Source organism: Micromonospora sp. NBC_01412 (assembly GCF_045040215.1).
Lineage (GTDB): Bacteria > Actinomycetota > Actinomycetes > Mycobacteriales > Micromonosporaceae > Micromonospora > Micromonospora rubida.
In genome coordinates this window covers 6,540,954-6,565,843 of the sequence record NZ_CP109528.1, presented here as the reverse complement: position 1 = coordinate 6,565,843, position 24,890 = coordinate 6,540,954, and the positions used below count along the sequence as shown (strand labels likewise).

20 protein-coding genes and 3 pseudogenes are annotated in these 24,890 nt (G+C 72.0%); 5 read left to right on the top strand and 18 right to left on the bottom strand.

The window, feature by feature from the left end:
- Positions 1-104: 104 nt before the first annotated feature.
- The 11 genes from OG617_RS28690 to OG617_RS28640 form a co-directional block, all read right to left on the bottom strand.
- The gene (locus OG617_RS28690) at positions 105-1,280 is read right to left on the bottom strand and encodes a PrsW family intramembrane metalloprotease (RefSeq protein WP_405096043.1); all 1,176 of its coding nucleotides are present in this window, start codon (positions 1,278-1,280) and stop codon (positions 105-107) included.
- The gene (locus OG617_RS28685) at positions 1,277-1,930 is read right to left on the bottom strand and encodes a hypothetical protein (RefSeq protein ID WP_405096042.1); all 654 of its coding nucleotides are present in this window, start codon (positions 1,928-1,930) and stop codon (positions 1,277-1,279) included. Before OG617_RS28685 ends, OG617_RS28690 begins: the two co-directional genes overlap by 4 nt.
- 114 nt (positions 1,931-2,044) lie before the next feature.
- Complete coding sequence (locus OG617_RS28680) at positions 2,045-2,656, bottom strand: TetR/AcrR family transcriptional regulator (protein WP_405096041.1); 612 nt, start codon at positions 2,654-2,656, stop codon at positions 2,045-2,047.
- 153 nt (positions 2,657-2,809) lie between these two features.
- Positions 2,810-4,096, bottom strand: coding sequence for an ABC transporter substrate-binding protein (locus tag OG617_RS28675; RefSeq protein WP_405096040.1), 1,287 nt, complete (start codon positions 4,094-4,096; stop codon positions 2,810-2,812).
- Positions 4,097-4,179: 83 nt separating this feature from the next.
- Positions 4,180-5,292: a branched-chain amino acid ABC transporter permease gene (locus OG617_RS28670; protein ID WP_405096039.1), complete on the bottom strand. Its 1,113-nt coding sequence runs from the start codon at positions 5,290-5,292 to the stop codon at positions 4,180-4,182.
- Positions 5,289-6,167, bottom strand: coding sequence for a branched-chain amino acid ABC transporter permease (locus tag OG617_RS28665; RefSeq protein ID WP_405096038.1), 879 nt, complete (start codon positions 6,165-6,167; stop codon positions 5,289-5,291). The genes OG617_RS28670 and OG617_RS28665 overlap by 4 nt, the downstream gene beginning before the upstream one ends.
- Positions 6,168-6,194: 27 nt before the next feature.
- Positions 6,195-6,917, bottom strand: coding sequence for an ABC transporter ATP-binding protein (locus OG617_RS28660; protein WP_405096037.1), 723 nt, complete (start codon positions 6,915-6,917; stop codon positions 6,195-6,197).
- On the bottom strand, positions 6,914-7,699 hold the full coding sequence (locus tag OG617_RS28655; protein WP_405096036.1) for an ABC transporter ATP-binding protein: 786 nt from the start codon (positions 7,697-7,699) through the stop codon (positions 6,914-6,916). Before OG617_RS28655 ends, OG617_RS28660 begins: the two co-directional genes overlap by 4 nt.
- A gap of 28 nt (positions 7,700-7,727) precedes the next feature.
- Positions 7,728-7,919: a hypothetical protein gene (locus OG617_RS28650; RefSeq protein ID WP_405096035.1), complete on the bottom strand. Its 192-nt coding sequence runs from the start codon at positions 7,917-7,919 to the stop codon at positions 7,728-7,730.
- Positions 7,920-8,043: 124 nt separating this feature from the next.
- Positions 8,044-8,940 carry an alpha/beta hydrolase family protein gene (locus OG617_RS28645; RefSeq protein WP_405096034.1) on the bottom strand — a complete coding sequence of 299 codons (897 nt, stop codon included), beginning with the start codon at positions 8,938-8,940 and terminating at the stop codon, positions 8,044-8,046.
- 132 nt (positions 8,941-9,072) lie between these two features.
- Entirely contained in the window at positions 9,073-10,125 is a 1,053-nt protein-coding gene (locus OG617_RS28640; protein ID WP_405096033.1) for a S1 family peptidase, read from the bottom strand.
- 609 nt (positions 10,126-10,734) lie between these two features.
- Here OG617_RS28640 and OG617_RS28635 point away from each other — a divergent pair.
- From OG617_RS28635 to OG617_RS28625, 3 genes and pseudogenes are all read left to right on the top strand, one after another.
- Complete coding sequence (locus OG617_RS28635) at positions 10,735-10,914, top strand: hypothetical protein (RefSeq protein WP_161690845.1); 180 nt, start codon at positions 10,735-10,737, stop codon at positions 10,912-10,914.
- A 326-nt stretch (positions 10,915-11,240) separates the two neighbouring features.
- Positions 11,241-12,944, top strand: coding sequence for a tetratricopeptide repeat protein (locus OG617_RS28630; protein ID WP_405096032.1), 1,704 nt, complete (start codon positions 11,241-11,243; stop codon positions 12,942-12,944).
- Between the two features lie 219 nt (positions 12,945-13,163).
- Positions 13,164-14,354 (top strand): annotated as a pseudogene (locus OG617_RS28625) (RNA ligase RtcB family protein); the annotation flags it as partial.
- Positions 14,355-14,666: 312 nt separating this feature from the next.
- Here the strand turns inward: OG617_RS28625 and OG617_RS28620 are convergent.
- A pseudogene (locus tag OG617_RS28620) lies at positions 14,667-15,269 on the bottom strand (tryptophan--tRNA ligase); the annotation flags it as partial.
- Positions 15,270-15,506: 237 nt separating this feature from the next.
- On the opposite strand from OG617_RS28620, the gene trpS reads away from it, so the two are divergent.
- Positions 15,507-16,592 (top strand): tryptophan--tRNA ligase, encoded by a 1,086-nt coding sequence (gene trpS / locus OG617_RS28615; RefSeq protein WP_405096031.1) that lies wholly within the window; start codon positions 15,507-15,509, stop codon positions 16,590-16,592.
- A gap of 449 nt (positions 16,593-17,041) precedes the next feature.
- Here trpS and OG617_RS28610 read toward each other — a convergent pair.
- The 3 genes and pseudogenes from OG617_RS28610 to OG617_RS28600 all read right to left on the bottom strand — a co-directional run.
- Positions 17,042-17,653 (bottom strand): annotated as a pseudogene (locus tag OG617_RS28610) (LLM class flavin-dependent oxidoreductase); the annotation flags it as partial.
- 2 nt (positions 17,654-17,655) lie between these two features.
- Complete coding sequence (locus tag OG617_RS28605; RefSeq protein WP_405096030.1) at positions 17,656-17,862, bottom strand: phosphopantetheine-binding protein; 207 nt, start codon at positions 17,860-17,862, stop codon at positions 17,656-17,658.
- A gap of 546 nt (positions 17,863-18,408) precedes the next feature.
- The gene (locus OG617_RS28600) at positions 18,409-18,828 is read right to left on the bottom strand and encodes a VOC family protein (RefSeq protein WP_405096029.1); all 420 of its coding nucleotides are present in this window, start codon (positions 18,826-18,828) and stop codon (positions 18,409-18,411) included.
- Between the two features lie 283 nt (positions 18,829-19,111).
- Here OG617_RS28600 and OG617_RS28595 point away from each other — a divergent pair, with 283 nt between their 5' ends.
- On the top strand, positions 19,112-22,255 hold the full coding sequence (locus tag OG617_RS28595) for a GH92 family glycosyl hydrolase (protein WP_405096028.1): 3,144 nt from the start codon (positions 19,112-19,114) through the stop codon (positions 22,253-22,255).
- Positions 22,256-22,310: 55 nt separating this feature from the next.
- On the opposite strand, the gene OG617_RS28590 is transcribed toward OG617_RS28595, so the two are convergent.
- The 3 genes from OG617_RS28590 to OG617_RS28580 form a co-directional block, all read right to left on the bottom strand.
- Positions 22,311-22,700, bottom strand: coding sequence for a hypothetical protein (locus tag OG617_RS28590; RefSeq protein ID WP_405096027.1), 390 nt, complete (start codon positions 22,698-22,700; stop codon positions 22,311-22,313).
- Positions 22,701-22,827: 127 nt separating this feature from the next.
- Positions 22,828-23,484 (bottom strand): response regulator, encoded by a 657-nt coding sequence (locus tag OG617_RS28585; RefSeq protein WP_405096026.1) that lies wholly within the window; start codon positions 23,482-23,484, stop codon positions 22,828-22,830.
- Positions 23,481-24,851, bottom strand: coding sequence for a sensor histidine kinase (locus OG617_RS28580; RefSeq protein WP_405096025.1), 1,371 nt, complete (start codon positions 24,849-24,851; stop codon positions 23,481-23,483). The genes OG617_RS28585 and OG617_RS28580 overlap by 4 nt, the downstream gene beginning before the upstream one ends.
- Between the last annotated feature and the right edge of the window lie 39 nt (positions 24,852-24,890).

The following is a 24,890-nucleotide window of genomic DNA, read 5'->3' as shown; positions in this document are numbered from 1 at the left end:
GCATTAACCATGCAGCCAGTGTCACCCATCGTCAACCCGTTGGAAAGAGGCCGGTGACGGCCCACCCCGGCCACCCCGGGCGGGCCGCCGCCTGCGCGGCCGCGCTACGGGCGCCCACGCAGGCGCTCGACTTCGCCCCGGGCATGGTCGACGGCCGGGGTGTCCCGGCCGCCGCAGCGGGCCAGTTCCTGCGCCAGGTCGTGCGCCGCGGCGAGGGTGTGGTCGGCGCTCCGGCGTTCACGGTGGCCATGGATCGACCTGTGGTAGGCGCGCCTGGTCTTCCATCCCCCACTGACGGCCCGCACCTCCGCGTCGGTGAGCAGGCCGCGCTCCGCCTCGGGGGCGAGGATGGCGTACAGCCACGCCTGTTCCTGCGGCGCGGCCAGCCGGAACGCGGTCCACAGCAGCAGGAGGCCGCCCACGGCCAGTAGGAGCATCATGAGCGGAATGCCGAGGACACCGGCGATGCTCAAGCCGTACGCGCTGAAATTGTCCCAGCCGCTGTGCACGACCATGGCGCCGAGCATGAGCAGCAGACCCCGCCCGCGGTGCCGGGTGCCGCCGCGGCCGAGCAGCCACATCAGCCCGGAGCAGAAGACGGCGCTGAACAGCACGTGCTGGAAGAGCCCGGCACCGGCCCGGGCCGCGAAGATGCCCCACGCGCTGGCCACCTGGTCGGCGCCGAAGCCGTTGGCGGCGGCGTTGAACGCGTACGACACGTCCTCGGAGATCTGGAAGCCGAGGCCGGCGAACGCGCCGATGATCAGCCCGTCGTACGGGCTGCGCACCAGCCGCGGCGCCAGCCCGAGCAGCAGCACGAGCGCCGTGGCCTTCGCCGCCTCCTCGGTGAACGGGGCGGTCAGACCGGGGCCCCAGTCGCGGGCCCAGCCGGGGCCGAACAGCTTGCCGTACAGGGAGAGCACCGCGCCGTTGGCCTGCACCGCCATCCAGTACGTCGAGGCGACGAACGCCCACGCGAACGCGACGAACAGCAGCTTCGGCGGCAGGGACGTGTAGCGGTTGTGGTAGGACAGCAGCAGCAGCCACGGGACGGTGTACAGGCCGAACGCGATGACGCCGATGGTGAGCCCGGCGCCGTACGCGCCCACGCCGGGCACGTAGAAGTGGACGAGCTGAAGCGTGCCGGCGGCCATGCCGAACGCGAACACCCAGAAGCAGGCATTGCGCAGTTGCACGAGGTGGAACGGCGCGCCCCAGCCGGACGCCTCGATCGCCGCGGACCGCGCGGCGGCGAGGTCGCCGGTCTCGTTGGTCGTCATGACGGCTCCTCGGGGGTGACGCTGCGCAGCATGGCGGTGATCTCGGCGGTGTTGGCCGCGTACTGGCCGGTGGGCGCGCCTACGACGATCGTCATTCCGGTACCGCTTACGGGAAACTGGTACGCGGCGACGACGCCCTCGGAGGAGGCGCTGGCGTAGCTCTCGGCCAGCCCGACGAGCCCGCCCTGCGCGGTCACCGTGACGCGCCCGGCGGCCACGGCGAACTTCGGCCGCGCCGGGGACACGGCGTCGATCCGCTCGACCTGGTCCAGCAGGGCACCAGGGTCGCCGGCGAACTTCGCCACGTGGATGGTGGCCGTCACCCCGTTGCGGGTCACCTGCGCGTTCGCGGAGCCGGGCGAGGTCGGCACCGTCGTGTTCGCGCCGACGCGTACGCCGCTGGTGAGCTGCCAGCCGACCGGTGGGGTGACGGTGATCCCGCCGCCGAGGTCGAGCCGGTCACCGGCCCTGATCGGGTCGTCGGACGGTACGGCTCGACCGATTGCCGGCAGGATCACGACGAGGACGACGGCGATGGCCGCGACCACGAGGGCAGGGGCCAGGCTGCGCCGGTCCAGGCCCAGCCAGCGCCGCTCGACCGGCACCCACGTCTCGGCGGGGGTGCGATGTGCTCCGGATGGGTTGACCATGCCTCACCATGGCATCCCCGCTCCGGAGGGCCAAGCCAGATGCGCTGGTGATGACCGTTACGCCACCCACAGGCGTCCTCGGTCACGGTCGCGCCGCGGCGCCCGGGCCGGCCGTCAGCGGGCCGCCAGGTCGGCCAGCAGGGCGGCCACCGTGCGGGTCATCACCGCGCGGGCCTGGTCCACGCCCAGCCCCAGCCCGTCCCGCAGCATCGACCAGGCCGGCCACATGCTCGTGGCCACCAGGGCACTCACCAACTGCTCCCGCCCCGGCCCGGCGTGCTCCAGCTCGGCGGCGAAGAGCTGCTCGACCTCGTCGCGGACCCGGGCGATGTGCTTGAGTCGGTTGCGGTGCAGCTGCCCGGAGACCGGCTCGCGCATCTGCGCGGCCCGGGCGGACGGCGCGATGAGCTGGAGGAGCCTGGCCCGCTGCCGGCAGAACGCGTCGACCCGCTTGGCCAGCGGCAGCGCGGGCGAGATCGGCCGGTACGCGGCGTCCTGCTGCCGGAGCAGCTCCTGCCCGCTGGCCTCGAACAGCGTCTCCATGTCCTTGAAGTTGGTCCAGAGGGTGCGCAGGGAGATGCCGGCCCGCTCGGCGATGCGCTCGCCGGTCGGCCGCAGGTCACCCTCGGAGATCAGCGCCAGGTGCGCCTCGACGATCGCCGCCCGGGTTCGTTCGGCCCGGGCAGCCCGTCCGTCGACCCGGCCCGGCACCTCGGCTACGCCCATCCGTGCCCACCCCCTTCACACCGTGGTCTCCCCCGGACCGCACCGAGTCTAGGCACGCGGCGATCGGCCGGGCGCGGCTGACGGCGTGGCGGCCGGTGGGCCGGCTCAACGCCTCCCGGCCGGTCAGCGACCGGGAGGCGCGGCGTCGACCGGTCAGGGTGTGGTCGGCACCCCGTTGGCCGGCGGCGTCGCCGGCACGGCCGCGTACTCCCGCACCGGCCCGTCGCCCTCGTCGGTCTCGTACGCCGGGCCGAAGTAGCTCTGCGCTCCCCCGGTCACCCGGGTCAGCCGCTGGCCGCCGTAGCCGGAGTGGTCGGTGGCGGAGAAGCGGAGCGGGGCAAGCCCGGGCCCCCGGTAGCCCCCCTTGCGGACGGCCTCGGTCACGGACTCGCGGGTGAGGTCGCGGCCCGCGGCGAGGAGCACCTGCACGAAGAGGTAGCCCACCGCCATGCCGTAGACGGTGTTGCCGTCGAACGGCGCGTCCCCGTTGTGAGCCATGTTGACCTTGGTGAACAGCTGGATCCACGGGTCGGCGGTGTCGTTCTGCATCGGCAGGTAGTTAGCGCCGACCATGCCCTCCAACAGCGGGGCCCCGGCGCCGAGCTGCCGGGCCAGGGTCGGGTGGTCGGCGCCGACGTTGGAGACCAGCCACTGCGGCTTGAAGCGCAGCCGGGCCGCCGTGCCGACGGCGAGCGCGGTGAACCCGGGCACGGTGGCGAGGATGACGACCTGGCATCCGGCGGCCTTGAACGCGCCGATCTGGGGTGCGACGTTGGGGTTGCTGGTGACGTAGGTCTGGCGGGCCGCGACGCCACCGGCGCCGAGCACCTTCTCCACCCCGACCAGGCTGTCGCGGCCGAAGTCGTCGTCCTGGCCGAGGAAGCAGACCTTGCGACCGGGCAGCTCGGTCTTCACGTGCTGGGCGAGGATCTTGCCCTCCACCGTGTAGTCGGGGTTGAACCCGAACGTGCCCGGATACCTGTCGGGCTGGTCCCAGCTCCGGCTGCCGGAGGCGACGAACAGGTCGGGAACCCGGTTGCTCTTCAGGAAGTCGACCACGCCCGCGTGGGTCGGGGTGCCGAGGCCGTTGAGGATGGCGAAGATCTTGTCCTGCAGGACCAGTTGGCGGACCACCTGCTGGGTGTTCGCCGGGTTGTACCCATCGTCCATGACCTTGTAGGTGATCTTCCGACCGTGCACGCCGCCGTTGGCGTTGACGTAGTCGAAGTACGCCTTGGTGGCAGGCGCGATCTTGGAGTAGCCGGCCGAGGCGGGCCCGGTGAGCGGCATGTGGGTGCCGACGACGATCTCGGTGTCCGTGACGCCGGGCACCGGGCTACGGCTCCCGGCGTCGCCGCCGCAGCCGGCGGCGGTGACGAGCAGGGTGATGGAGGTGGCGATCGCGAGAGCGCGGGGTGCGAGGCCTGGCATGTGGGGCATCGACCTTCCTCGGTCTGGTTCTGGTCGAACGGGTGGTCGGGCGGCCGGCGGTGTCCGGACGACCGTGGTGGGACAGGAACAGCTCAGGTTCGCCGGGATTGTCGGCGGGCCTGCAGAGCGCGGCCGAGGCGGGACAGCAGGCCCTGCACGCCGCCGGGGGCGGCGATCATGACGACGACCAACGTGGTCCCGAAGATCGCCAGCGGCAGGTTCCCCTCCAGCCGTTGCGCCACCGCCGGCGAGAGGGTGAGCAGGTCGCTCACGGTGTGCGTCAGGTCGGGCAGGGCGACCAGCAGGACGGCGCCCCACACCGCCCCGGCGAGGCGACCGAGGCCGCCGATGACGACGGCCATGAGCAGGAAGAGCGACAGGGTCAGCGAGAACGCGCCGGGCGACGCGCTCTGGGCGAGCACCGCGAGCAGGGCACCGCCGAGTCCGGCGCCGGCGGCGCTGACCACGAAGGCGAGCACCTGGGTGCGGGCGACGTGGATGCCGGCGAGGCGCGCGGCGACCTCGTCGTCGCGGACCGCCCGGAACGTCCGGCCGAAGCGGCTGCGGACGAGGTTGCCCAGCAGCAGCAGGGCGAGCAGGGTGGCCGCCCCGGCGACCCAGAGCTGCCACCGCTCGTAGGGGAAGTAGGGGCCGAGCGCCGCCGGTGGTGGCTCGACGGGAACGGACAGCCCCTGCTCGCCCTTGAACACGCCGTCGAAGGTGACGGTCAGCGCCGGCACGACGACGGCGACGGCCAGGGTGACGCCGGCGAGGTACGGCCCCCGCAGCCGGGCCGCGGCCACGCCGATGACGGCGCCGACGGCGACGGTGCTCAGCAGGGCCGCGCCAAGCGAGATCGGCAGCACCCACTGCCCGGTGACGCCCCGGTCGGCGAACGCGTTCTGGCTCAGGGCGGCGGTGTAGGCGCCGACGGCCATCAGCGCGCCGTGCCCCAGCGAGAGCTGGCCGTTCAGTCCGGTGAGGACGGTCAGCCCGGCGGTCGCGCAGAGGTAGGCCGCCACGGTGGCGAGCTGGAAGTTGCGGAACGGCTCAAGGCCGTAGCTGACCGCCACCAGCAGCAGCGCGGCGACGGCGACGACGGCGAGGTGGCGCAGCAGGGTCGAGCCACGGGGCCCCTCGGCCGGGCGCACGCCGGCGGCGGTTCTCCGGCTCGCCGGTGGGGCCGCCGCCCGGGTGGCGCTCACACCTGCCTCGCGGTGACCGGGGCGAACAGGCCGGCGGGGCGGACCAGCAGCACCGCCAGCAGCAGGGCGAGCACGGCGAGGGGGGTGAGGTCGCTGCCGGCGTAGCCGCTGACGTAGGAGAGCAGGAGACCGACCAGGAGGCCGCCGACGACGGCACCGGGCGGGCTGTCCAGCCCGCCGACGACGGCCGCGGTGAACGCCGAGACGAAGACCAGGTCCATCGCGTGCGGGTGCAGGCCGAGCTCGGTGGGGATGACCAGCATGGCGGCCAGGGCGCCGACGCCGGAGGCGAGGGCCCAGCCGAGGGTGAGCATGCCGCCGACGTTGACCCCGAGCAGCCGGGAGACCTCGGGGGCGAACGCCGCGGCGCGCATCCGCAGGCCGACCGCGGTGCGGGTGAAGGTCCAGGCGAGCGCGGCGACCACCACCCCGACGGTGGCGAAGACGAACAGGTCGTACGGCGAGAGGACGGCGAGCCCGCCCACGGTGAGGGCGGCCCGGGAGAACGGGGTCTCGGCGGGCAGGAACTCGTTGCCGTGGATCATGCCCAGCACGGCCTGGATCAGCAGGACCAGCCCGAGCGCGACGATGACCGGGCTGAGCGGGGACCGGTGGTCGACGAAACGCATGACGGTCACGTCGACGAGCGCGCCGAGGGCCAGGCCGGCCGCGAGCGCGGCCAGGAGACCGAGCCAGTAGGAGCCGGTCTCGGCGGACACGGTGTAGGCGGCGTAGGCGGCGGCGACGGCCATCGCTCCCTGGGCGAAGTTGACGATGCGGGCGGCCCGCCAGATGAGCACCAGGGCCAGGGCGAACGCGGCGTGGACCGCGCCCCTCGACAGACCGTCGAGGGTGAGGAAGAGGAAGCGGTCCAACGGTCCTCCTTCCGGCGGACGGGGTGGTCAGAAACCGAGGTAGGTATGGCGCAGGTCGTCGTCGTCGCGCAGCCGGGCGGCCGGGGCGGTGGTGACGACCCGGCCGAGGGCCATCACCACACCCTGGTCGGCGACGGACAGGGCGCTGCGGACGTTCTGCTCGACGAGCAGCACGGTCAGCCCGGTGCTGTCGCGTAGCCGCCGCAGCAGGGCCATGATCTGGCCGACCACCCGGGGCGCCAGGCCGAGCGACGGTTCGTCGAGCAGCAGCAGGCGGGGTCGGCCGACGAGGGCCCGGCCGAGGGCGAGCATCTGCCGTTCCCCGCCGGAGAGCTGGTGGCCGAGTTGTCCGCGCCGCCGGGCCAGCGGATCGAAGAGCTGGTAGACCTCGTCGAGGGCGCGACGGGCGTCCGCCCGGTCGCGCCGCCACAGTCCGCCGAGTCGCAGGTTCTCGTCCACGGTGAGCTCGCCGACCACGCCACGCCCTTCCGGTACGTGGGCCAGGCCCCGCCGGACGAGTTGCTCCACCGGCACGCCGCGCAGGTCCTCGCCGTCGAGGACGATGCGGCCGGTGGTGGGGCGCAGCATGCCGGAGAGGGTGCGCAGCAGGGTGGTCTTGCCGGCCCCGTTGGCGCCGACGACCGCCACGATGGCGCCGGGCGGGACGGCGAGGTCGACGGCGTGCAGCACCGGCGCCGCGCCGTAGCCCGCGACCAGCCCGTGGACGGCGAGCAGGGCGTCGGCGCTCACTGCGCCGCCTCGCCGGCGGCGACGCCGAGGTAGGCGTCGGTGACCGCCGGGGCGGCGCGGACCTCGTCGGGAGTGCCGGCGGCGATGACCCGGCCGAAGTCGAGCACCACGATCTCGTCGCAGACCGACATCACCAGGTCCATGTGGTGCTCGACCAGCAGCACGGCGCAGGGGTCGGTGTCGCGGCGGGGCAGGTCACGGATCAGGGTCGCCAGCTCGGCGATGTCGTCGGCGCCGAGGCCGCCGGCGGGTTCGTCGAGCAGGAGCAGCCGGGGGCGGGCGGCGAGCGCGCGGGCCAGGGCGACCCGCTGGCGTACGGCGAAGGGCAGGGTTCCCGGCAGGGCGCCGGCGTGCCCGGCGATGCCGAGCCCGTCGAGGGTGTCGAGGGCGTGCCGGCGCAGCCGGCGCTCGTCGCGGTCGCTGGGACGCAGGCCGAGCAGGGCTGAGAGGAAGCCGGCCCGGGCGGTGTGCGAGGCGCCGGTCATGACGTTCTCCAGCACGGTGAGCCCGGCGAACAGACCGGTTCCCTGCAGGGTCCGGGCGATGCCCAGGCGGGTGAGCTGGTGCGGTCGTGGCCGCAGCGACCGGCCGTCGAGGGTCAACGAACCCGACTGGGGCGTGACGAAGCCGCAGATGACGTTGAACAGGGTGGTCTTGCCGGCCCCGTTTGGGCCGATCACGCCCACCACCCGGCCGGCGGGCGCCCGCAACGATACGTCGTCGAGGGCGGTGAGGCCCCCGAAGCGCACCCCGACGTGGTGCAGTGCGAGCCCTTGCTCCATCACGCACCCCCAGACCCGCGAATGTTATTTACACTGGCAGTGTACATTTCCGAGCAGTCTCGTCAATGTCTTCGATGCCTGGCTGTCGACGAGTGGGCACCCAGGCCAGCCCGGTGTCGAACCGGGCGCGAAGGAAGCCGGCGCGGTCGGCTGCGGGCTCGCGCCGCCGCAGCAGCTCGGCGACCATGCGCCGCAGCCGGTCGGCAATGGCGCCCGGCACACACAACTCCCCGGAATTGTCTTTGCACTGTCAATGCAGCATCAACCGTCGCCGGGCAATACGAAAGCCCGCCGCCCCGGGCCCGGGGCGGGGCGGCGGCTCGTGGCCGCCGCCCCGATCGCGCTCAGGAGCTGGGGCAGGTGCTGCGGTACTCCTCGACCTCGAAGCCGCTGGGCCCCGGGCAGAGGAACTGCTCGTACCGGGTGTCGTCGTCGACAAACCGCTTCAACCAGGCCACCGCCTGCTTCGCCGTGGGCGTGTTGACCGTCTGCGGGAAGAAGTGGCTCGCCCCGTTGAGCTCCAGGTACGCCTTCTCCGACGACGCCGGGATGCTGCTGTAGAACGGCTCGGAGTGCGACAGGACCGGGGCCACGGTGTCGGACTCACCACCGACGATCAGCGTCGGCACCCGCAGGTTCGACCAGTTCTTGGTGAGGTTCCACGGCGCGAGCGGCACGGCGGCCTGCAGCGAGGGCCGCGCGGCGGCGGCCTCCAGGCTCCCCCCGCCGCCCATCGAGTGTCCCGCCACGGCGAGCCGGGTGGCGTCGATCCGGCCGCGCACGGAGCTGCGCTGGACCAGGTAGTCCAGCGCGGCCAGCAGTTGGCGGCCCCGGCTGTCCGGCTGGTCGAAGACGGTGTTGGTCTCGATGCCGATGACCACGAACCCGTGCGAGGCGATCCGCGGCCCGAGCCAGCTCAGGCTGGACCATCTGGCCGTGTATCCGGGTGAGATGGCGACGGCGCCGAAGGTGCCCTCGCTGGTGCTGGTCGGGTAGTAGATGACCCCGCCGCCGAATCCGGTGACGCTCAGCGACGAGACGTCCTGCGAGGCGGTGGCGAAGGGGCCGCGATTGGCCTCCAGGATGGCGCTGGTCGGAGCCGGGCCGCGCTCGTGGGGGTTGTCCGCGGCCTGGGCGGCGGACGAGGCCGTCGCGACGCCCACGGACGCCAGGACGGCGGCCAGGGCCAGTCGGGCCAGGACACGGACGGCGGGACGGGGGCGGGTGATGGTTGATCGCACGTCGGGTACTCCCTGCCGGTCGGGGCGATATCGACGTAGATCAGTGTCAGGGGTGCCCCGCCGGTCCCGCATCGGCGAAATCACCAGTGCGGGCCGCCCGTGTCGCGGCGGCCCTCACTGGTGGCACGTCGATCAGATGATCTCCACCCCGTAGACGCTCAGCGCCTCGGTGACCGGCTGGAAGTAGGTCGTCCCGCCGGAGGAGCAGTCACCGCTGCCGCCCGAGGTCAGGCCCACCGCGGCGCTGCCGCTGAAGAGCGCGCCGCCGCTGTCGCCCGGCTCGGCGCAGACCGTGGTGCGGATCAGTCCGGTGACCGTGCCCTCGGCGTAGTTCACCGTCGCGCCGACCGCCTCGACAGCGCCGCCGTGCAGGCCGGTGGTGCTGCCGGAGCGCTGCACCGACTGCCCGGCGAAGGCGTCGGCCGCGCCGGTGATGTCCCGCGTGGTGCCGTCGTAGAGGTCGACGCTGCCGTCGGCGGCGGCCGAGTTGCTGTGCTGGACGATGCCGTAGTCGTCGCCGGGGAAGCTGCCGGTGCCGCCGGAGCCGAGCGGGCTGCTCTGCGCGGAGTCGGCGTACCAGTTGGCGGCGATGGCGGTGCAGTGCCCGGCGGTGAGGAAGTAGTAGCTGTCGCCGCTGCGCACGTTGAAGCCGAGCGAGCAGCGACCGCCGCCCTCGGCCCAGATGGCCTCGCCGCCGGCGGCCCGGGTGCTGAGCTTCCCGGCCTCCCGCTCGATCCGGACAGTCCCGCCGAGCCGGCCGGCGACGGCCTCGACGCGCTGGAGCTTCGCGCCGGTCACGGTGCTGTCGACGGAGACGACGACCTCGTTGGTCGCCGGGTCGGTCCACCACGCCGTGCCGGGGATCCGGGCGGAGCCCTCGAGGGTGGCGGTGGCGCGGGCCAGGTCGTCCGCGCCACGGGTGACGAGCTTCGGGGTGGCGCCGGCCGCGCGGACCTTTCGGGCGGCGGCGTCGTCGGTCACGGTGACGACCATGGTGCCGTCGGCCTGGGCGTACGCCCCGCCGGAGCGCCCGCCGAGTGCGGCGGCGAGCGCGGTGGCCTGGTCGGGGGAGGCGTTCTTCGCGGGTGCGGCCTGAGCGGGAACGCTGGTCAGCGCTCCGACGACCAGGGCGCCGGCCACCGAAAGAGCGGTGACGTGGCGCAGCGGGGACCCGGAGAGTCGCATGTGGATACCTCCATGGAGCTGAGCACGGGCCACCCTTTCGGGTGGCCCCGGGCAGCCGATCGGTTGGTGAGGCTCACCCGATCGGAGGCGTCGAAGTATTCATAGGTTTAACAATGATTGCAAGAGTGATGGTTGGCCGGACTCGACCACTTCTCACACCTTGGGTCCCGACAGCCCGACGAGTGGCGAGTCAGGCGATTAGCGGCTATTCGTCGAGTCTCCGCAGGTCAGCAACCGAGGTCGGCGGCCCGGTCGGGCCGGTCCGCGCACCTGCCCGACCGGATGGCGGGACAGGATCGATTCGGCGGGAATCGGTGTCGGTGGGAGTTGCTCGGGCACCCCCGGCGGGTCGGGCCGCCCGCCGGGTCGCACGGCCAGCGAGGCCGCCCGGGGCGCCGACGGGGCCGCGCCCGGGCCCGTCAGGAACCAGGCGGACCGGGCCCGTCAGGAACCAGGGGGGCCGGCGCGGTACGCCGCCACCGAGCCGCCGGGGCCGAACCATGTCCCGCGAGAGTCGCCGATCGCGCCTGTGGGCGAGCACGGCGTCGTAGCGTTGTCAGTGGGCACCCTCCGTCACGGGGCCGGAGACTGAGCAGTGGGAGGCGACTGATGACCGAACCGGAGGAAGAGCAGGAGAAGACCCCCAAGACCGACCGTGTCCTCTTCTCCCCCGACGGCGACCCGCACCACACCCTCGCGGAGGCGGGGCAGCCGGACGAGCACCTGGCCGTGCGCTACCAGCACGACGGTGAGAGCGAGACGGTGGGCGACGACGAACAGCGGCCCTGACCACGCCGACCGCCCGGGTCGGCGCGGATCATCGTCAGCGGCTGCCCACCGCGCTCCACCCCACCTCACCCCACCTGGCGGATCCTCGGACGGGCCGCACCAGAATGGTCGCGAGCGGTCTTCATATTCTTCTAGATCGGGTTTACGCTCTGCCTCAGTCCTGAAGCGAGTCACAGTGGAGGTTCCCGTGAAGAAGATGACCGTCCGACGCACGAGCGCGCTGCGCCTGGTGTCCGGTGCCCGCCGGCTCTGGATCGAGTGGTGCTGGTAGTTCCCGGCACGGCGGGCGCTCTCGGGCGCCCGCCACTACGGCGACGGGCACGGCCGTGACCGGCGAGCCGGGCCACTACGACTGCCACCGCGCCTACGGGCCGTACGCCGGGGTCGCGGACTTCCTCGGCCGGATCGCCGCCGAACGGCCGCGCCTGGCGTCCCGCCACGAGGTCGAGCTGTACGCCATCGCGCCCCGGCTCGACCACGCGGCACGACCGGCCGCCGAGGAGGAGCCGATCCGGTTCCATCCCGCCCGGCGCACCGCCTGCCTGGCCTACGGCGCGACGGAGTTCGTGGCGGCCTGGGCTGACAGGCTCCGGCGCCCGGTCACGATCCGGTTCGACCACGTCGCCAGCGCCGACGAGACCACCCGCGAGCTACTGGACGCGCTGGCCCGTCGGGTCGGGTCGTCCCCGGTACGCCTGGACCTGCGCGACGGCGGCGACCGCGAGCCGGCTGCGGCCGACCCGACGCCGGAAGCCACGCGCACGGCCCTCGGCGACAGCCTGGCCCGCGGCTTCTACCACCACGCGGCCCGGGTGGCGCGGCGCGGGCGCGCCACGGTGACCCCGGGCGGCGACCTGCGCCACTGGTGGGCGTTCACCACCGGTCTGGCCACCGCCCTGGCGGCGCTGGACGAGGCCACCGAGGCGCTCGACCTCTACCGCGAGGCCCGCGCCGCCACCGACGACCCGAAGATCACCATGTCGGCCGCGTACGCCACCGCCATGCTGTACGCCCGGCACCTGCCGGCGGCCGACCAGGACCCGGCGCAGGCCCGACTGTGGCTGGAACGGGCGGTCCACCTCGCCGCCGGCCTGGACGACCCTCGGCAGCGGATGCTGTCCACCGTCTTCTACGAGCAGGGCCTGGCGCTGCTGGACAGCAGGGCGGGCGACCCCGCCCGCGCGTTGCGGCTGATCGACGACGGGCTGGCCAGGCTGACGGCGGTACTCGGCCCCGGCGAACGCCCGCAGGATCTGGCCCGGCTGCGCCACAACCGGGCGCAGGTGCACCTGGCCCTCGGCGATCCGGCGCAGGCCCTGGCCGATCTCGACACCGTGATCGCCCACGACCCCGGCAACTGCGAGTACTACGTGGACCGGGCCGCCCTGCACCGGGCGGCGGGGCGGGCCTCGGCCGCGATCAGGGACTACGACACCGCGATCCGCCTGGGACCGCACCTGCCCGAGGCGTACTACAACCGGGCCGTGCTCCAACAGGAGCGGGGCCGCCCCGAGCGGGCGCGTGCGGATTTGGACCGGGTGCTCGCCATCGACCCCGGGCACCTCGACGCCCGGATCGCCCTGGTCAACCTGCACGTGGAACGCGGCGCGCTCGACGCGGCCGAGGCGGGCGCGCGAACCGGCCTGGCGCTGGCCCCGCAGGAGCCGGCGCTGCTGTGCACCCTCGGGCTGATCCGTTCGGAGCGCGGCGGCCTCGCCGAGGCCGACGAGCTGCTCACCCGGGCCCTGGCCGGTGATCCGGAGCTGGTCGAGGCGTGGACGAACCGGGCCGCCGTCCGGTTCGAACGCGGCGACGTGGCGGCCGCCGTGGCCGACCTGGACCGGGCCGTGGCGCTGTCGGCGGCGCCGGTGCCCCGCTACAACCGGGGCACGGCGCTGATGCGGCTGCGACGGTGGGACGAGGCCGCCCAGGACTTCACCCACGCGCTCGCCCAGCCCGGCCTGGACCGGGCACTACGGCGCGACCTGCGCGCGGAACTCGACCGCTGCCGTCGCGCGATGGCCGGATGACCCCGAGCAGGGCGGGCTGACGGTCACGACTGCGGCACCACGGGCGCAACCGCCCGGGCGGCGCACCCGGCCGAAAAGCGTTTGCTGCGCGCGGTGGGCTCCGGGAGGCTGGGTCCATGACGTTCTGACGGACCGCACCCAGCTGCTCCACGGCCGCACGGCGCCGACCCGCGCCGTCATGCCGTCCGTCCATGACCGCTTTCAGCAAAGTGAGCGTCCTTGTCTCAGCCATCCTTCCGGCAGGGTTCCCTGCCGCGGTCCGCCCCGGCCGCGGGTTCGGCCACCGTCACCGTGTTCGCCTCCCCCACGAGCTGGATCGAGTCCGACGCCCTCGCGCAGTGCCACCAGGTGGCCACCCTCGACGGCATGATCCACGTCGCCGCCATGCCGGACCTGCACCCCGGCAAGGGCGCACCCATCGGTGCCGCCATGTCGTCCACCGTGTTGTACCCGTTCCTGGTGGGCTCCGACATCGGTTGCGGCATCGCCGTGTTCCCACTCAAGCTCAGGCGCGCCGTGCCCGAACGCCTCGCCGCCCGGTTTCCCGACCTCGACCGCGCGTTGGACCCCGAGCGTGATGCCGACGACCCGGCCTGGGCCGTCGTGACGGGCGACGTTCCCGCCGGTCACGTCGAGGGCCTCGGGACGGTCGGTCGGGGTAACCACTTCGTCGAGCTGGCACGGATCGACACCGTCCTCGAACCGGACCACGCGAACCGTCTCGGGCTCGCCGCCGGCGACCTCGTGCTCATCGTCCACAGTGGTTCCCGAGGGCTGGGCGAGCGGATCCTCCGTTCGCACACCGAGGTCCACGGCGCGGGTCCCGCCCCGGATCCCGACGCCTACCTGAGGATGCATGACGACGCCGTACGCTGGGGCTCGCTCAACCGGCGGATCATGGCCGCCCGGGTCGCCCACGCCCTGGGAGCCGAGCCCACCGAGCCAATCGTCGACGAGTGCCACAACCTGGTCGAGGTCCGCGACGGGGTCTACCTACACCGCAAGGGGGCGGCGCCGGGTGACGGCCGCGACGTGCTCGTCGCCGGCACGCGTGGCACCCGTTCCTACCTGGTCGCCGCCCACGCCGGACCGGACGCCAACCATTCCGTGGCGCACGGCGCGGGCCGCAAGATGTCGCGCGCCGACGCCCTGCGCCGGGGCCGGGCCAAGCACACCGTCGAGGAGCTGCGCCGCACACCGGTGGGGTCGCTGGTGGTGTGCGGCGACCGCCAGCTGCTCTTCGAGTTGGCCCCGACCGCCTACAAGCGCATCGAGCAGGTGATCGCCGACCTCGTCGACCACGACCTGGCCACCCCCGTGGCCGCCACGGTTCCCCTGGTCACCTACAAGACGCCCGACCACGGGTCCACTCCCCCACGGGACCGCCGGGAGCACCGCCGCGGGCGTGGCTCCGGAGAGGACCTCGGCACGCTGCGCGCCGGTGCGCAGCACATCACGCAGGTGGTCCGGCTCCCACGCCGTACGGCGGGCGCGGATCGGCTCGAGGAACGCCTCGAAGGCCCGCGTCACCAGGTCGCGAGCGGCGTTCCACGACAGGGTGCCCGACTCGAGGCCGACACGAACCTCCGCCGCGGACTCCGGCGAGCCGATGACGTCGAGCAGGGCCGGAGCGAGCAGCTGGCCGTCCGATCCCCGGTAGGCCATCGCGTCCACCGCCTTGGCCACCTCCTCGGAGGTGGCCGAGAGCTCGATGGCGTTGCCGAGGCTCTTGCTCATCTTGTTGGCGCCGTCGAGGCCGATGAGGTCCCTGGTCTCGCGGAACACCGCGGTCGGCGCGGGCAGGCGCAGTGCGAACTCCTGCTCCAGTTCCGCGACGATCTCCCGCGCGATCGTCACGTGGTCGACGTTCTGGTCGCCCACGGCCACGTCGGTCGCGCCGAGCCCGATCACATCCGCCGCCTCGAGCACCGGGTAGCCGAGCAGACCGAGCGACGCGTCCTCAATGGCGCGACCGCCGAGCATGGCCTTGAAGCTGATCTGGTCCCGCAGCGCCCGCACCCGAACCAGGCTCTGAATGATGGCGTACAGGCGGGCCTGGCTGGGGACGTCGGACTGGACGTAGAAGGTGCACCGGTCCGGATCGAGACCCACCGACACGCAGTCCGCGATCAGGTTGAGGATCCGGTCCTGGATGACGGCGGTCGAGGATCGGGTCGCGTTCGTCGTGAACATGTGCAGGTCCGCGACGACGAAGAACAGCTCGGCATTCTCGTCGTTGGCCTGCCGCACCAGCGAGTCCAGCATGCCGAAGTAGTGTCCGACGTGAAGTGATCCGGTCGGGCGTGCGCCCGCAAGGAACCGCATCTGTGCTCCCTTTCCCTACGCGCGATCCGCTTGATGCGCGCAGGCCACTGCACTTGCGCGACCGGAGGCGTCACGGCGAGGTGTTCTACGTTGAGTGCTGGGGCGGGAACAGATTCCCGACGCCGCCTGCCGCCCTACTGGGCGAGCCTGCCGGGTGCCAGCCCGCGAATGGCAGGCACACCCTGCCCGACCACCCTCCCGTCGACCACACCTCCTCGACCCGATTACACTTGCCCGATGACTGAGGCCCCAAATGCCCCGCTCGCTGCGGCGATAGCCCGTAACCCCGCCCTCGTGCGGGAGATTTCGGAGCATCCCGAGCGGTTCCGGATGCTGACGGGGGAGCGCCCCACCGGCCGGTTGCACGTCGGGCACTACTTCGGCACTCTGCAGAACCGGCTCCGCCTGCAAGACCTCGGCGTCGAGCTGTTCGTCCTGCTCGCCGACTACCAGGTCTTCACGGATCGTGACATCAGCGCCGAGATCGGCCAGAATGTTCTCGAATGCATGGCCGACTATCTCGCCATCGGGCTCGATCCCCAGCGATGCACGATCTTCGCGCACAGTTACGTGCCTGAGCTGAACCAGTTGATGTTGCCATTCCTGAGCCTGGTCTCGGTCAGCGAGTTGCAGCGGAACCCGACTGTCAAGGAGGAGATTCGTTCCTCCAACCGGCCGCAGGTCAATGGCTTGATGTTCACCTATCCGGTTCACCAAGCCGCAGACATTCTGTTCTGCAAGGGAAACCTGGTGCCTGGCGGGAAGGACCAGTTGCCGCACGTGGAGGTGACCCGGGACATCGCCCGGCGGTTCAACGAGCGGTTCGGTGCCGGTGAGGCCTATTTCCCTGAGCCTGAGATCCTGCTCAGCAACGCCCCTCTGCTGCTGGGGGTCGATGGCAAGAAGATGGGCAAGAGCCTCAACAACTCCATCAACCTCGGTGCCACGGCCGAGCAGACCGCAAAACTGATCAAGGGTGCGAAGACCGACTCGATCAGGGAGGTCACCTACGATCCGGATCAGCGACCGGAGGTCTCCAACCTGGTGCTGCTGGGCTCTCTGGCGGCGGGGCAGAGTCCCGAGGAGTTCGCGGCCGCCTGTGCCGACAGCGGCGGTGCCGGGCTGAAGAAGGCCGTGACGGAGGCGGTGAACGAGTTCTTCCGCCCGATCCGCGAGCGCCGCAGCGCGCTGCTGACTGATCCCGGCCATCTGATGTCCGTCCTCAAAACGGGGAACGAACACGCTTCCGGGATCGCGCGACAGACCCTCACCGACGTCCGCCGGCTCATGGGCACCGACTACTACCCGCTCGGGAACGCCTGACCGCAGTGCGGGCGGCCGAACACGACTTCGCGTACCTCGAGGAATCACTGCGCGTCCACTGGCGTGCCGACGCCCATGCCTCAGCGGATGTGGAGCGTTACTCACACGGCGATTGCGAGTCGGGCGGGAGCGCTTCGATCAGGATGTCTGAGGGGTCCTGGCGTGGGTGCCGCTCCACGGCAGGTATGTCTCCCGGTGCCTATGGAGCTGAGTCGGATACGACATCAGCCATCCTCGCCGTGCTCGGCGACCGCAAGCGACGACCCGACGGGGCGGTGGGTAACGCGACGGCGGTGGGTAGCGCGACGGCGGTGGCCCGACCGGCGGTGATGACGTGGACGACTCAGCTCCATAGGCGCCGCCCCACCGCATCGACCGCCCCGGCCACAGCTCCGCCCCGGCCACAGGCCACCGGCCACCGCCACCAGCCACCGGCCCGGGCCAACCAGGGACCGCACCCGCGACAACGCAATGACCCTGCCCTCCGGCGGCAGAAAAAGCGACAGCGATCCGTCGGCGATCTCCCCTGCCAGTTCCAGATTCTTCGGCCCCAACGCCGCCAGGTAGATCGGCAGGTCACTCCGCAGGGGGCGCATCGTCAACCGTTGCGGCTCACCCGGCGCCCCGGGCAGCGGCAACGTCGTGTGCCGCCCGGCGAACCGGACCGGCCGGCGGGTCAGTGCCGCGCGGACCACGGCCACGTACTCCCGGGTGCGGGTCAACGGCTGCCCGAAGGGCACCCCGTACCAGCCCTCCGACACCACCGGGCCGGAGATCCCCAGCCCCAATCGGAACCGGCCCCCGCTGGCCAGATCGAGCGTCGCCGCGGTCATCGCCGTCATCGTCGGCGCCCGCGCCGGAATCTGCATGACCGCCGCGCCCAGGTCGATCAGCTCGGTCTGCGGGGCCAGCCAGCCCAGCAGCTTCGGCACGTCGCTGCTGTACGCCTCGGCGATCCACAGCGCGTCGTACCCCAACTGGTCCGCCGCCTGCGCCAACGCCAACAGATCGTCGAGACTGGTCCGGTCGTGCAACATACCGAGACTGAGTCCGAGCCTCATCGTCATGCCCCATCCGATTGCTGGTTCAGCACGAACCCGGCCAGCGCCTGCGGTGTCGGTGCCGAGAAGACCGCCGCCAACGGCACATTCACCCCGGTCGACCTGGTGACCTGTTGTGCCAGTTTCGCGGCGAGCAGCGAATGACCGCCGCTGCGGAAGAAATTCGACTGCTCATGCAGCTGCGGTGCCCGTTCCTTCGCGGACAACACGGTTCACCTCACCGGATCGGCGTCGAGGACGTCATGGCGGTCGTCTGCTGCGGCCCACCGAACGCAAGCGGAGCGGCTGGCGGAGCGGCGCCCGAGCCGCCTCTGCCGGTAACAGTCAGTGACCTGACCGTCCGGATCGGAGGCGATCCCGGGGCCCACTCGCACACCGTCAGAGGCCGCCGCCCGGACCAGGTGGAGCAATGCGGCTTCCGGCACACGAACCCCCTGAGGCGCGACTCCGAGCCGCCCGCGACGAATGATCCCCGACAGGCTAGCGGCGCACGTCGCGTGGCATCAAGCGCTTGGCACACGCGGACGAGACCCCCACCGCCGCACCGCGCCGCCGGCCCTCGAACCTCGTCCCGGGCCTCCGCCGGGGCGGCGACGTCGAACGGTTGGCGGAACCGACACAGACTCAGGCAACACGGAGGTCCTGCGGGCCGCCATGGTCACTCAGCGTCAGATCTCCCGCACTCCGCCGTCAGGCCGAACGCAGTCGGCCATCGAGCGCCGGCTCCGCTGCGGCGCGACGGAGGCCGCCGCCGCTCAGCGATCCGGGGCGTTCTCCGCCAGGTACATCTCGAGCTGGATGTTGTCCGGGTCCCGGAACGCGATCAGCGTGAAGCCCATCGGTGGCGTGACTGTGATCCCGGAGTGCGCGACGCCGGCACCCGTCAGCCGGGAGGCCCACGCCTCCAGTTCGGCCCGCGTCCGCACCGCGAACGCCAGGTGGTCGAGTCCCGTCCGATGTTCACTGAATTCCGCGCCGGCATCCGCGTGCTTGTGCGTCGTCAACCCGATGACGACCCCGCTCGGGTGGCGCATCAGCTGCCGGTCGAAGCTGTCGGTGTCCCACCGGAACAGCGGCGAGAAGTCCAGGATGGCGCTGTACCAGCGCACCGAGGCGTCGAGGTCGCGCACGTTCAGCGCGATGTGGTGGATCCCCGAGAACCCTGCTACCGCCACGTCTCACGCCTTTCGTAACCCTTGGGCCCCCGCAGAACAGTAAGCGGATGGTACGGCGCGGGAGAGCGCTCCGGCGGGCTGGGTCGGATGCGCAATCCCCCGGGCCTGCGCCGGACACGTGGCCGGTGGTCGCCGTGCGGCGCGCGCTGGATCGGCAGCGCACTCGGCGGCGACGAGCCCGTTGACACCGAGCAGTTCAAGGCTTAGAACAATTCATTGATAGTTGTAAATTGAAAGGTTGTCACCGGAAGGCGCCACCCCACGCCCAAGGAGGACCCGGAGCATGCACCGACCAGGCCCGTCCCGTCTGCTCGGCCTGCTGGCCGCCGCCATCACCGCCACGTCCGTGCTCGCCGCCGTCGTCCCGCCCGCCGAGGCCGCGGCGGCCGACCTCACGCAGTACGTCAATCCGTTCATCGGCACCGACGACAGCAACGCCCCCAACCCGGTGGGCGGCGGCGCCGGTGGCAGTACGATCCCCGGCCCGGTCCAGCCCTTCGGCATGGTGCAGCTCAGCCCTGACACACCGACGGCCTCGCCCTCCGGCTACCGCCACAGCGACACCGAGATCGAGGAGTTCAGCCTCACCCACTTCAACGGCGCGGGCTGCTCCAACAACGAGGACCTCGGCATCCTGCCGATCACCGGGGCCCTCGGGTCCTCACCCGGGACGTCCTGGACGTCCTACCGGGCCACCCAGAACAAGAGCCAGGAGCAGGCCAGTCCCGGCTTCTACCAGGCGGTGCTCAGCAACTACGGCAACACGAGGGTGGAGGCCACGGCGACCACGCGCACGGCCGCCCTCCGCCTGACGTACCCGTCCACCACCACGGCCAGAGTGTTGATCAACACCAGTCGCAGCGCCACCGGCAACCGGAACGGCTCGGTCACCATCAGTGGGTCCTCCGTGACGGGCAGCGTCACCGGCGGCGGCTTCTGCGGCAGCGCGAAGACCTACCAGATCTTCTACCGGATGGAGTTCGACCGCGCCCCGACCGGGATCGGAACCTGGTTGGGCGGAACGGTGAACGCCGGCTCGGCCAGCACCAGCGGCACGAACTCCGGCGGCTACCTGACCTTCGACACGTCCAGCAATCCCGTCGTGCAGGTCAGGGTGGGCATATCGTTCGTCAGCCAGGCCGGCGCCCAGGCCAATCTCGCCGGCGAACAACCCGGCTTCGGCTTCGACGCGACGCGCGCCCAGGCCGCCGCCCAGTGGAACGCCATGCTCAACCGGGTACAGGTCACCGGCGGCTCCGGCACCGACCTGCAGAAGTTCTACACCGCCCTGTACCGCGTCTTCATCAACCCCAACGTGTCCAACGACGTCGACGGGCAGTACCGCGGATTCGACAACGTCATCCGCACCGCCGGCCATCCCGTCTACCAGAACTACTCCGGCTGGGACATCTACCGTTCCTGGGCGGCCCTGATCGCGTTCCTCGCACCCGACGAGGCAGCCGACATCGCCAAGTCCATGGTGCTCGACGGGCAGCACGGCGGCCTGCTGCCCAAGTGGTCGCACAACACCAGCGAGGCGTTCGTCATGACCGGGGACCCCGGCCCGATCGTCGTGGGCAGCCTCTACCAGTTCGGCGTGCGCGACTTCGACACCGCCGCCGCGCTGTCGCTGATGAAGAAGAGCTCCGCCGGCGGCACGACCCAGGGCAGCCCGGTCCGGGGGCGGCAGAGCGGTTACGTGCAGCGCCAGTACATCGACGGCGACCCCTCCGACTCGTTGGAGTACTCGGCGAGTGACTTCGCGGTCGCCCAGTTCGCCCGGGCCCTGGGCGACACGGCCACGTACGACACCCACATGGCACGTGCCCAGTGGTGGCGCAACGTGTTCAACACCGAGTCGGGCTACGTCCACCCGCGCAACGCCGACGGCACCTGGCCGTGGCCGCTCGACCCGGCCAGCCAGTCGAACTACGTCGAGGGCAACGCGTCGCAATACACCTGGATGATCCCCTACAACCTCGGCGGCCTGATCAACCTGATGGGTGGTCGGCAGACCGCGATCCAGCGGCTCGACCACCACTTCACCCAGACCAACGGCGGCCAGTCGCAGCCGTACTTCTACATCGGCAACGAGCCGGAGCACGGCGTGCCGTGGGCCTACCACTTCGCCGCCGCGCCGGCCGGCACCAGCGCCGCGGTCCGGCGGATCATGAACGAGTCGTTCACCACCGGCGCCGGCGGGCTGCCCGGCAACGACGACCTCGGCGCGACCTCGGCCTGGTACGTCTGGTCCGCGCTCGGCATGTATCCGCCCACCCCCGGCGCGGACACCCTGGCCCTGCACGGGCCGATCTTCCCGTCGATCCTGGTCGACCGTCCGACCGGTGACCTCCAGATCAACGCCACCAACGCCGGGCAGGGCAACCAGTACGTGCAGAGCCTGTCCCGGAACGGCTCGGCGACGCAGCGCACCTGGCTGCGGTACGGCGACCTCGCCGGTGGGGCGACACTGTCGTACGCGATGGGAGCCGCACCCTCGGCGTGGGGCACCAGTCCCGTCGACGCGCCGCCGTCGTTCACCGACGGGTCCACTCCTCCGGCCGCCGCCCCCGAGCTGGGCCCCAACCTGGCCGCCGGGAAGCCGGCCACCGGGTCGGCCGGGTGCAACTCCAACGAGGGCCCCGACAAGGCCCTCGACAGCCGGCTCGGCGGCGCCAGCAAGTGGTGCTCGCTCGCCGCCGGCACCAAGTTCCTCCAGGTCGACCTGGGATCGAGCCAGACGGTCCGCTCGTTCGTGGTCAAGCACGCCGGACTCGGCGGCGAGACCACCGGCTGGAACACCGGCGATTTCACGATCCAGACCAGCACCGACGGCAGCGCCTGGACGACGCGTGTCTCGGTGTCCGGCAACCGGTCGAGCCGGACCTACCACCCGATCCTCGCGGCGCCCGCCCGTTTCGTCCGGCTGAACGTCACCACCCCCACCAACAACGGCAACAACGCGGCGCGCATCGACGAGTTCGAGGTGTACGGCACGAACAACCAGACCAATCTCGCACTGAACCGGCCGGCCACCGCGGACTCCCAGTGCGCCGCGAGCGAGGGGCCCGAGAAGGCCGTCAACGGCAGCACCTCGGGCGGCGGCTCCGACAAGTGGTGCGCCAGCGGCGGCACCAGATCCCTCCGCGTCGACCTGGGCGCGAACCGCCGTGTCGGGTCGATCGACATCCACCACGCCGGCGCCGGCGGCGAGAACCGTGCGTGGAACACCAGGGACTTCGACCTGCAACTGTCCGCCGACGGCGCGACCTGGACGACCGTGGCGCAGGTCAGGGGCAACACGGCCGACATCACCAGCCACCAGGTCTCGACGGACGGCCGGTATGTGCGCCTGAACGTCCTCACCGCCACCCAGACCACCGACACCGCCGCCCGACTGTACGAGGTCGAGGTCTACGGAACCTGACGCCCCCGTGGCTGGCCGCGCCGCGCGGCCAGCCACGGTCGGCCGGTCCGGCGGCCTACGCCCACCAGTTGCCGGAGTCGCTGTCGGCGCCCTGGACGTCGTCGGTCATCTGCGCGTTCACGGTGACCTGGTGGAAGGACTGCCACCCGAACCCGCTGAAGATGAAGATCTCCCAGGCAACCGGACCGCTCGCGCAGGGCACGTCCATGGCCGCCATTCCGAACGAGAACGGCATGACCTGCGTCGCCGACACGCTGATGTGCGCGGCGCCGGTCGAGCCGGTGCAGGTCACCGTGCCGTTGACCTGCAGCTGGTCGACGGTTACCGCGCTGGCCGAGGTGACAGTGATGTCGGCCGTCGCCGCCCGCGCCGGCGCGGCGACGGCCAGCCCGGCCGTGGTGAGCACGGCGACGGTCAGCACCCCACGACAGGCCCGTTCGATCATGGTCATCATCCCCTCAAGATTCGCGAAACCGGCGGGACAGGCCGGACCAGCCTAGCGAATACATCCACAAATACGAATCTCCCATGACAAATGTACTGACCGTCGCGGCTGCTGGCGCAGGTCCCGGTCAGCGCGGGACCAGACCGTTCTGGTACGCCCAGACCACGGTCTGCAACCGGTCGCGTACGCCGATCTTGGCCATGGCCCGCCCGAGGTGTGACTTGACCGTGCTGGTCTCGATGAACAGCTCGCCGGCGATCTCGACGTTCGACAGGCCCTGGGCGAGCAGCCCCACGATCTCCCTCTCCCGCGCGGTGAGCTGGTGTGCCGCCGCGGCGTCGGACGAGGGCGCCGGCCTGCGCCGCGCGAACTCCGAGATCACCCGATGGGTGACGGCCTGGTCGACGAGCCCGTATCCGTTGGCGAGGCGGCGTACCGCGTCGATGAGGTCCTCGGGCTCGCAGTCCTTGAGGATGAACCCGCTCGCCCCGGACTCGAGCGCGCCGAAGACGTACTCGTCGAGGTCGAAGGTCGTCACCACGAGCACGGCCGGCGGCGCCCCGGCGGCGTCGGCGACGATCTGGCGGGTCGCGGTGAGCCCGTCGCCGCCGGGCATCCGGACGTCCATGCAGATGACGTCCGGGTGCAGCCGGCGGGCCTGCTCGACAGCCGAGGATCCGTTGGACGCCTCCGCCACGACCTCGATGTCCCCCGCCTGCTCCAGGATGACGCGGAAACCGGCCCGCACGACCGCCTGGTCGTCGACGAGCATCACCGTGATCATGCCGGGTCCTCCCCCTTCGTGGCCGTCGCCGTCGAACCGGTGGGCGCGTCGTCGCGCCCCGTCGGCAACCTCACTGTGACAGACCACCCGCCCGGCGGCGTCGGGCCGGCGGCGAACCGCGCGCCGATCAGCTGGGCGCGTTCCCGCATGCCGACCAGCCCGACTCCGCCGCCGGTCCGCGCCGCGGGTTCGGGGCCACGCGTGGCGGGTTCGTTCGACACCCCGAGCGCGACCTCGCGCGGCAGGAAGCGGAGCTCCACGCGCACCGGGGCGCCGGGGGCGTGCTGGCGGGCGTTCGACAGGCACTCCTGCACCATCCGGTACAGCGCGACGTCGGCGATCGGGGGCACCTCGCGTTGCGGTCCCTCCCTGACGAACTCGACGGAGGCGCCGAGGTCGCGTGCGGTGCGCACGAGGTCGTCGAGGCTGACCAGCCCCGGCACCGGGGCGTTGTTGTCGTCGTCGTGCCCGGCGGTGTCCGCGCCGCCCCTGTTCACCGACCGTCCCCGGAGCACACCCACGACGAGCCTCAGGTTGTCGAGGGTCTCCTTGCCCTGCCCGCGGATCCAGGCGACGCCGGCCTTCGCCGCCGCGGGATCGCGGTCGATCAGCCGCTCGACCGCCGCCGCCTGCACCACCATGCCGGACAGGTGGTGGGCGGCGACGTCGTGCAGTTCCCGGGCCATCCGGGCGCGCTCCGCGCCGATCGCCGCCCGCACCTTCTCCCGGTGCGCCCGGAGCGCTTCGTCCGCCCGCACCCGCACCAGTTCCAGGTACCGCCGGTGGGTGGCGACGTAGCTGCCGACGAAGGTCGCCCCCAGGTAGGACAGGGCTCCCGACGCGAGGTGGCCGAGCGCCGTGACGAGGATGTCGGGGGCCACCCCGGCGGTGACCGCGACCACCCCCGACGCCTCGGCCACCGTGGCCGCCCCGGCCAGCAGCAGCGCCGTCCGGACGGGGAACAGGGTGCCGACGGTGTAGGCCGCGACGAGCGGTGCGAGGCCACGGACCGTCGCTTCGGACGGGACCACCGCGGTGACGACGACCTGCAGGCCGACGACGAGCCCGAGGCAGAGCCGCGGGCGTACCCGACGCAGGCACAGCACCAGCGCCTGCACGGAGACGACGGCGACGAGCACCCGGGCCCGCGCCGGGTCGACGGAGAGCCCTTCGACGGGCGTGGCGAACCGGAGGAACGTCGTCAGCAGCGCGAACGTCGCCACGGTGACACCGGCCGCCAGCAGGCAGTCCCGCGCGAACCGTCCGGTCACTCCGAGCCTCGTGAGTCGTTCGTCGATCCGCCGGGTCAGTCTCGGCGAGCCGGGGATGTCGGCGGGCGCTCGGCCGACGCCGGGGTGGTCTGCCATGGCGATGAGCATCCTTCGTCGGGGATCGTCGCGGGTCGG

What these genes read in the sequence shown, in the direction of transcription:
- OG617_RS28585 (WP_405096026.1), bottom strand. Translation starts at nt 23,484, where the DNA reads ATGATCACGGTGATGCTCGTCGACGACCAGGCGGTCGTGCGGGCCGGT.
- trpS (WP_405096031.1), top strand. Translation starts at nt 15,507, where the DNA reads ATGACTGAGGCCCCAAATGCCCCGCTCGCTGCGGCGATAGCCCGTAAC.
- OG617_RS28580 (WP_405096025.1), bottom strand. Translation starts at nt 24,851, where the DNA reads ATGGCAGACCACCCCGGCGTCGGCCGAGCGCCCGCCGACATCCCCGGC.
- OG617_RS28655 (WP_405096036.1), bottom strand. Translation starts at nt 7,699, where the DNA reads ATGGAGCAAGGGCTCGCACTGCACCACGTCGGGGTGCGCTTCGGGGGC.
- OG617_RS28675 (WP_405096040.1), bottom strand. Translation starts at nt 4,096, where the DNA reads ATGCCCCACATGCCAGGCCTCGCACCCCGCGCTCTCGCGATCGCCACC.
- OG617_RS28690 (WP_405096043.1), bottom strand. Translation starts at nt 1,280, where the DNA reads ATGACGACCAACGAGACCGGCGACCTCGCCGCCGCGCGGTCCGCGGCG.
- OG617_RS28680 (WP_405096041.1), bottom strand. Translation starts at nt 2,656, where the DNA reads ATGGGCGTAGCCGAGGTGCCGGGCCGGGTCGACGGACGGGCTGCCCGG.
- OG617_RS28590 (WP_405096027.1), bottom strand. Translation starts at nt 22,700, where the DNA reads ATGATCGAACGGGCCTGTCGTGGGGTGCTGACCGTCGCCGTGCTCACC.
- OG617_RS28595 (WP_405096028.1), top strand. Translation starts at nt 19,112, where the DNA reads ATGCACCGACCAGGCCCGTCCCGTCTGCTCGGCCTGCTGGCCGCCGCC.
- OG617_RS28640 (WP_405096033.1), bottom strand. Translation starts at nt 10,125, where the DNA reads ATGCGACTCTCCGGGTCCCCGCTGCGCCACGTCACCGCTCTTTCGGTG.
- OG617_RS28685 (WP_405096042.1), bottom strand. Translation starts at nt 1,930, where the DNA reads ATGGTCAACCCATCCGGAGCACATCGCACCCCCGCCGAGACGTGGGTG.
- OG617_RS28635 (WP_161690845.1), top strand. Translation starts at nt 10,735, where the DNA reads ATGACCGAACCGGAGGAAGAGCAGGAGAAGACCCCCAAGACCGACCGT.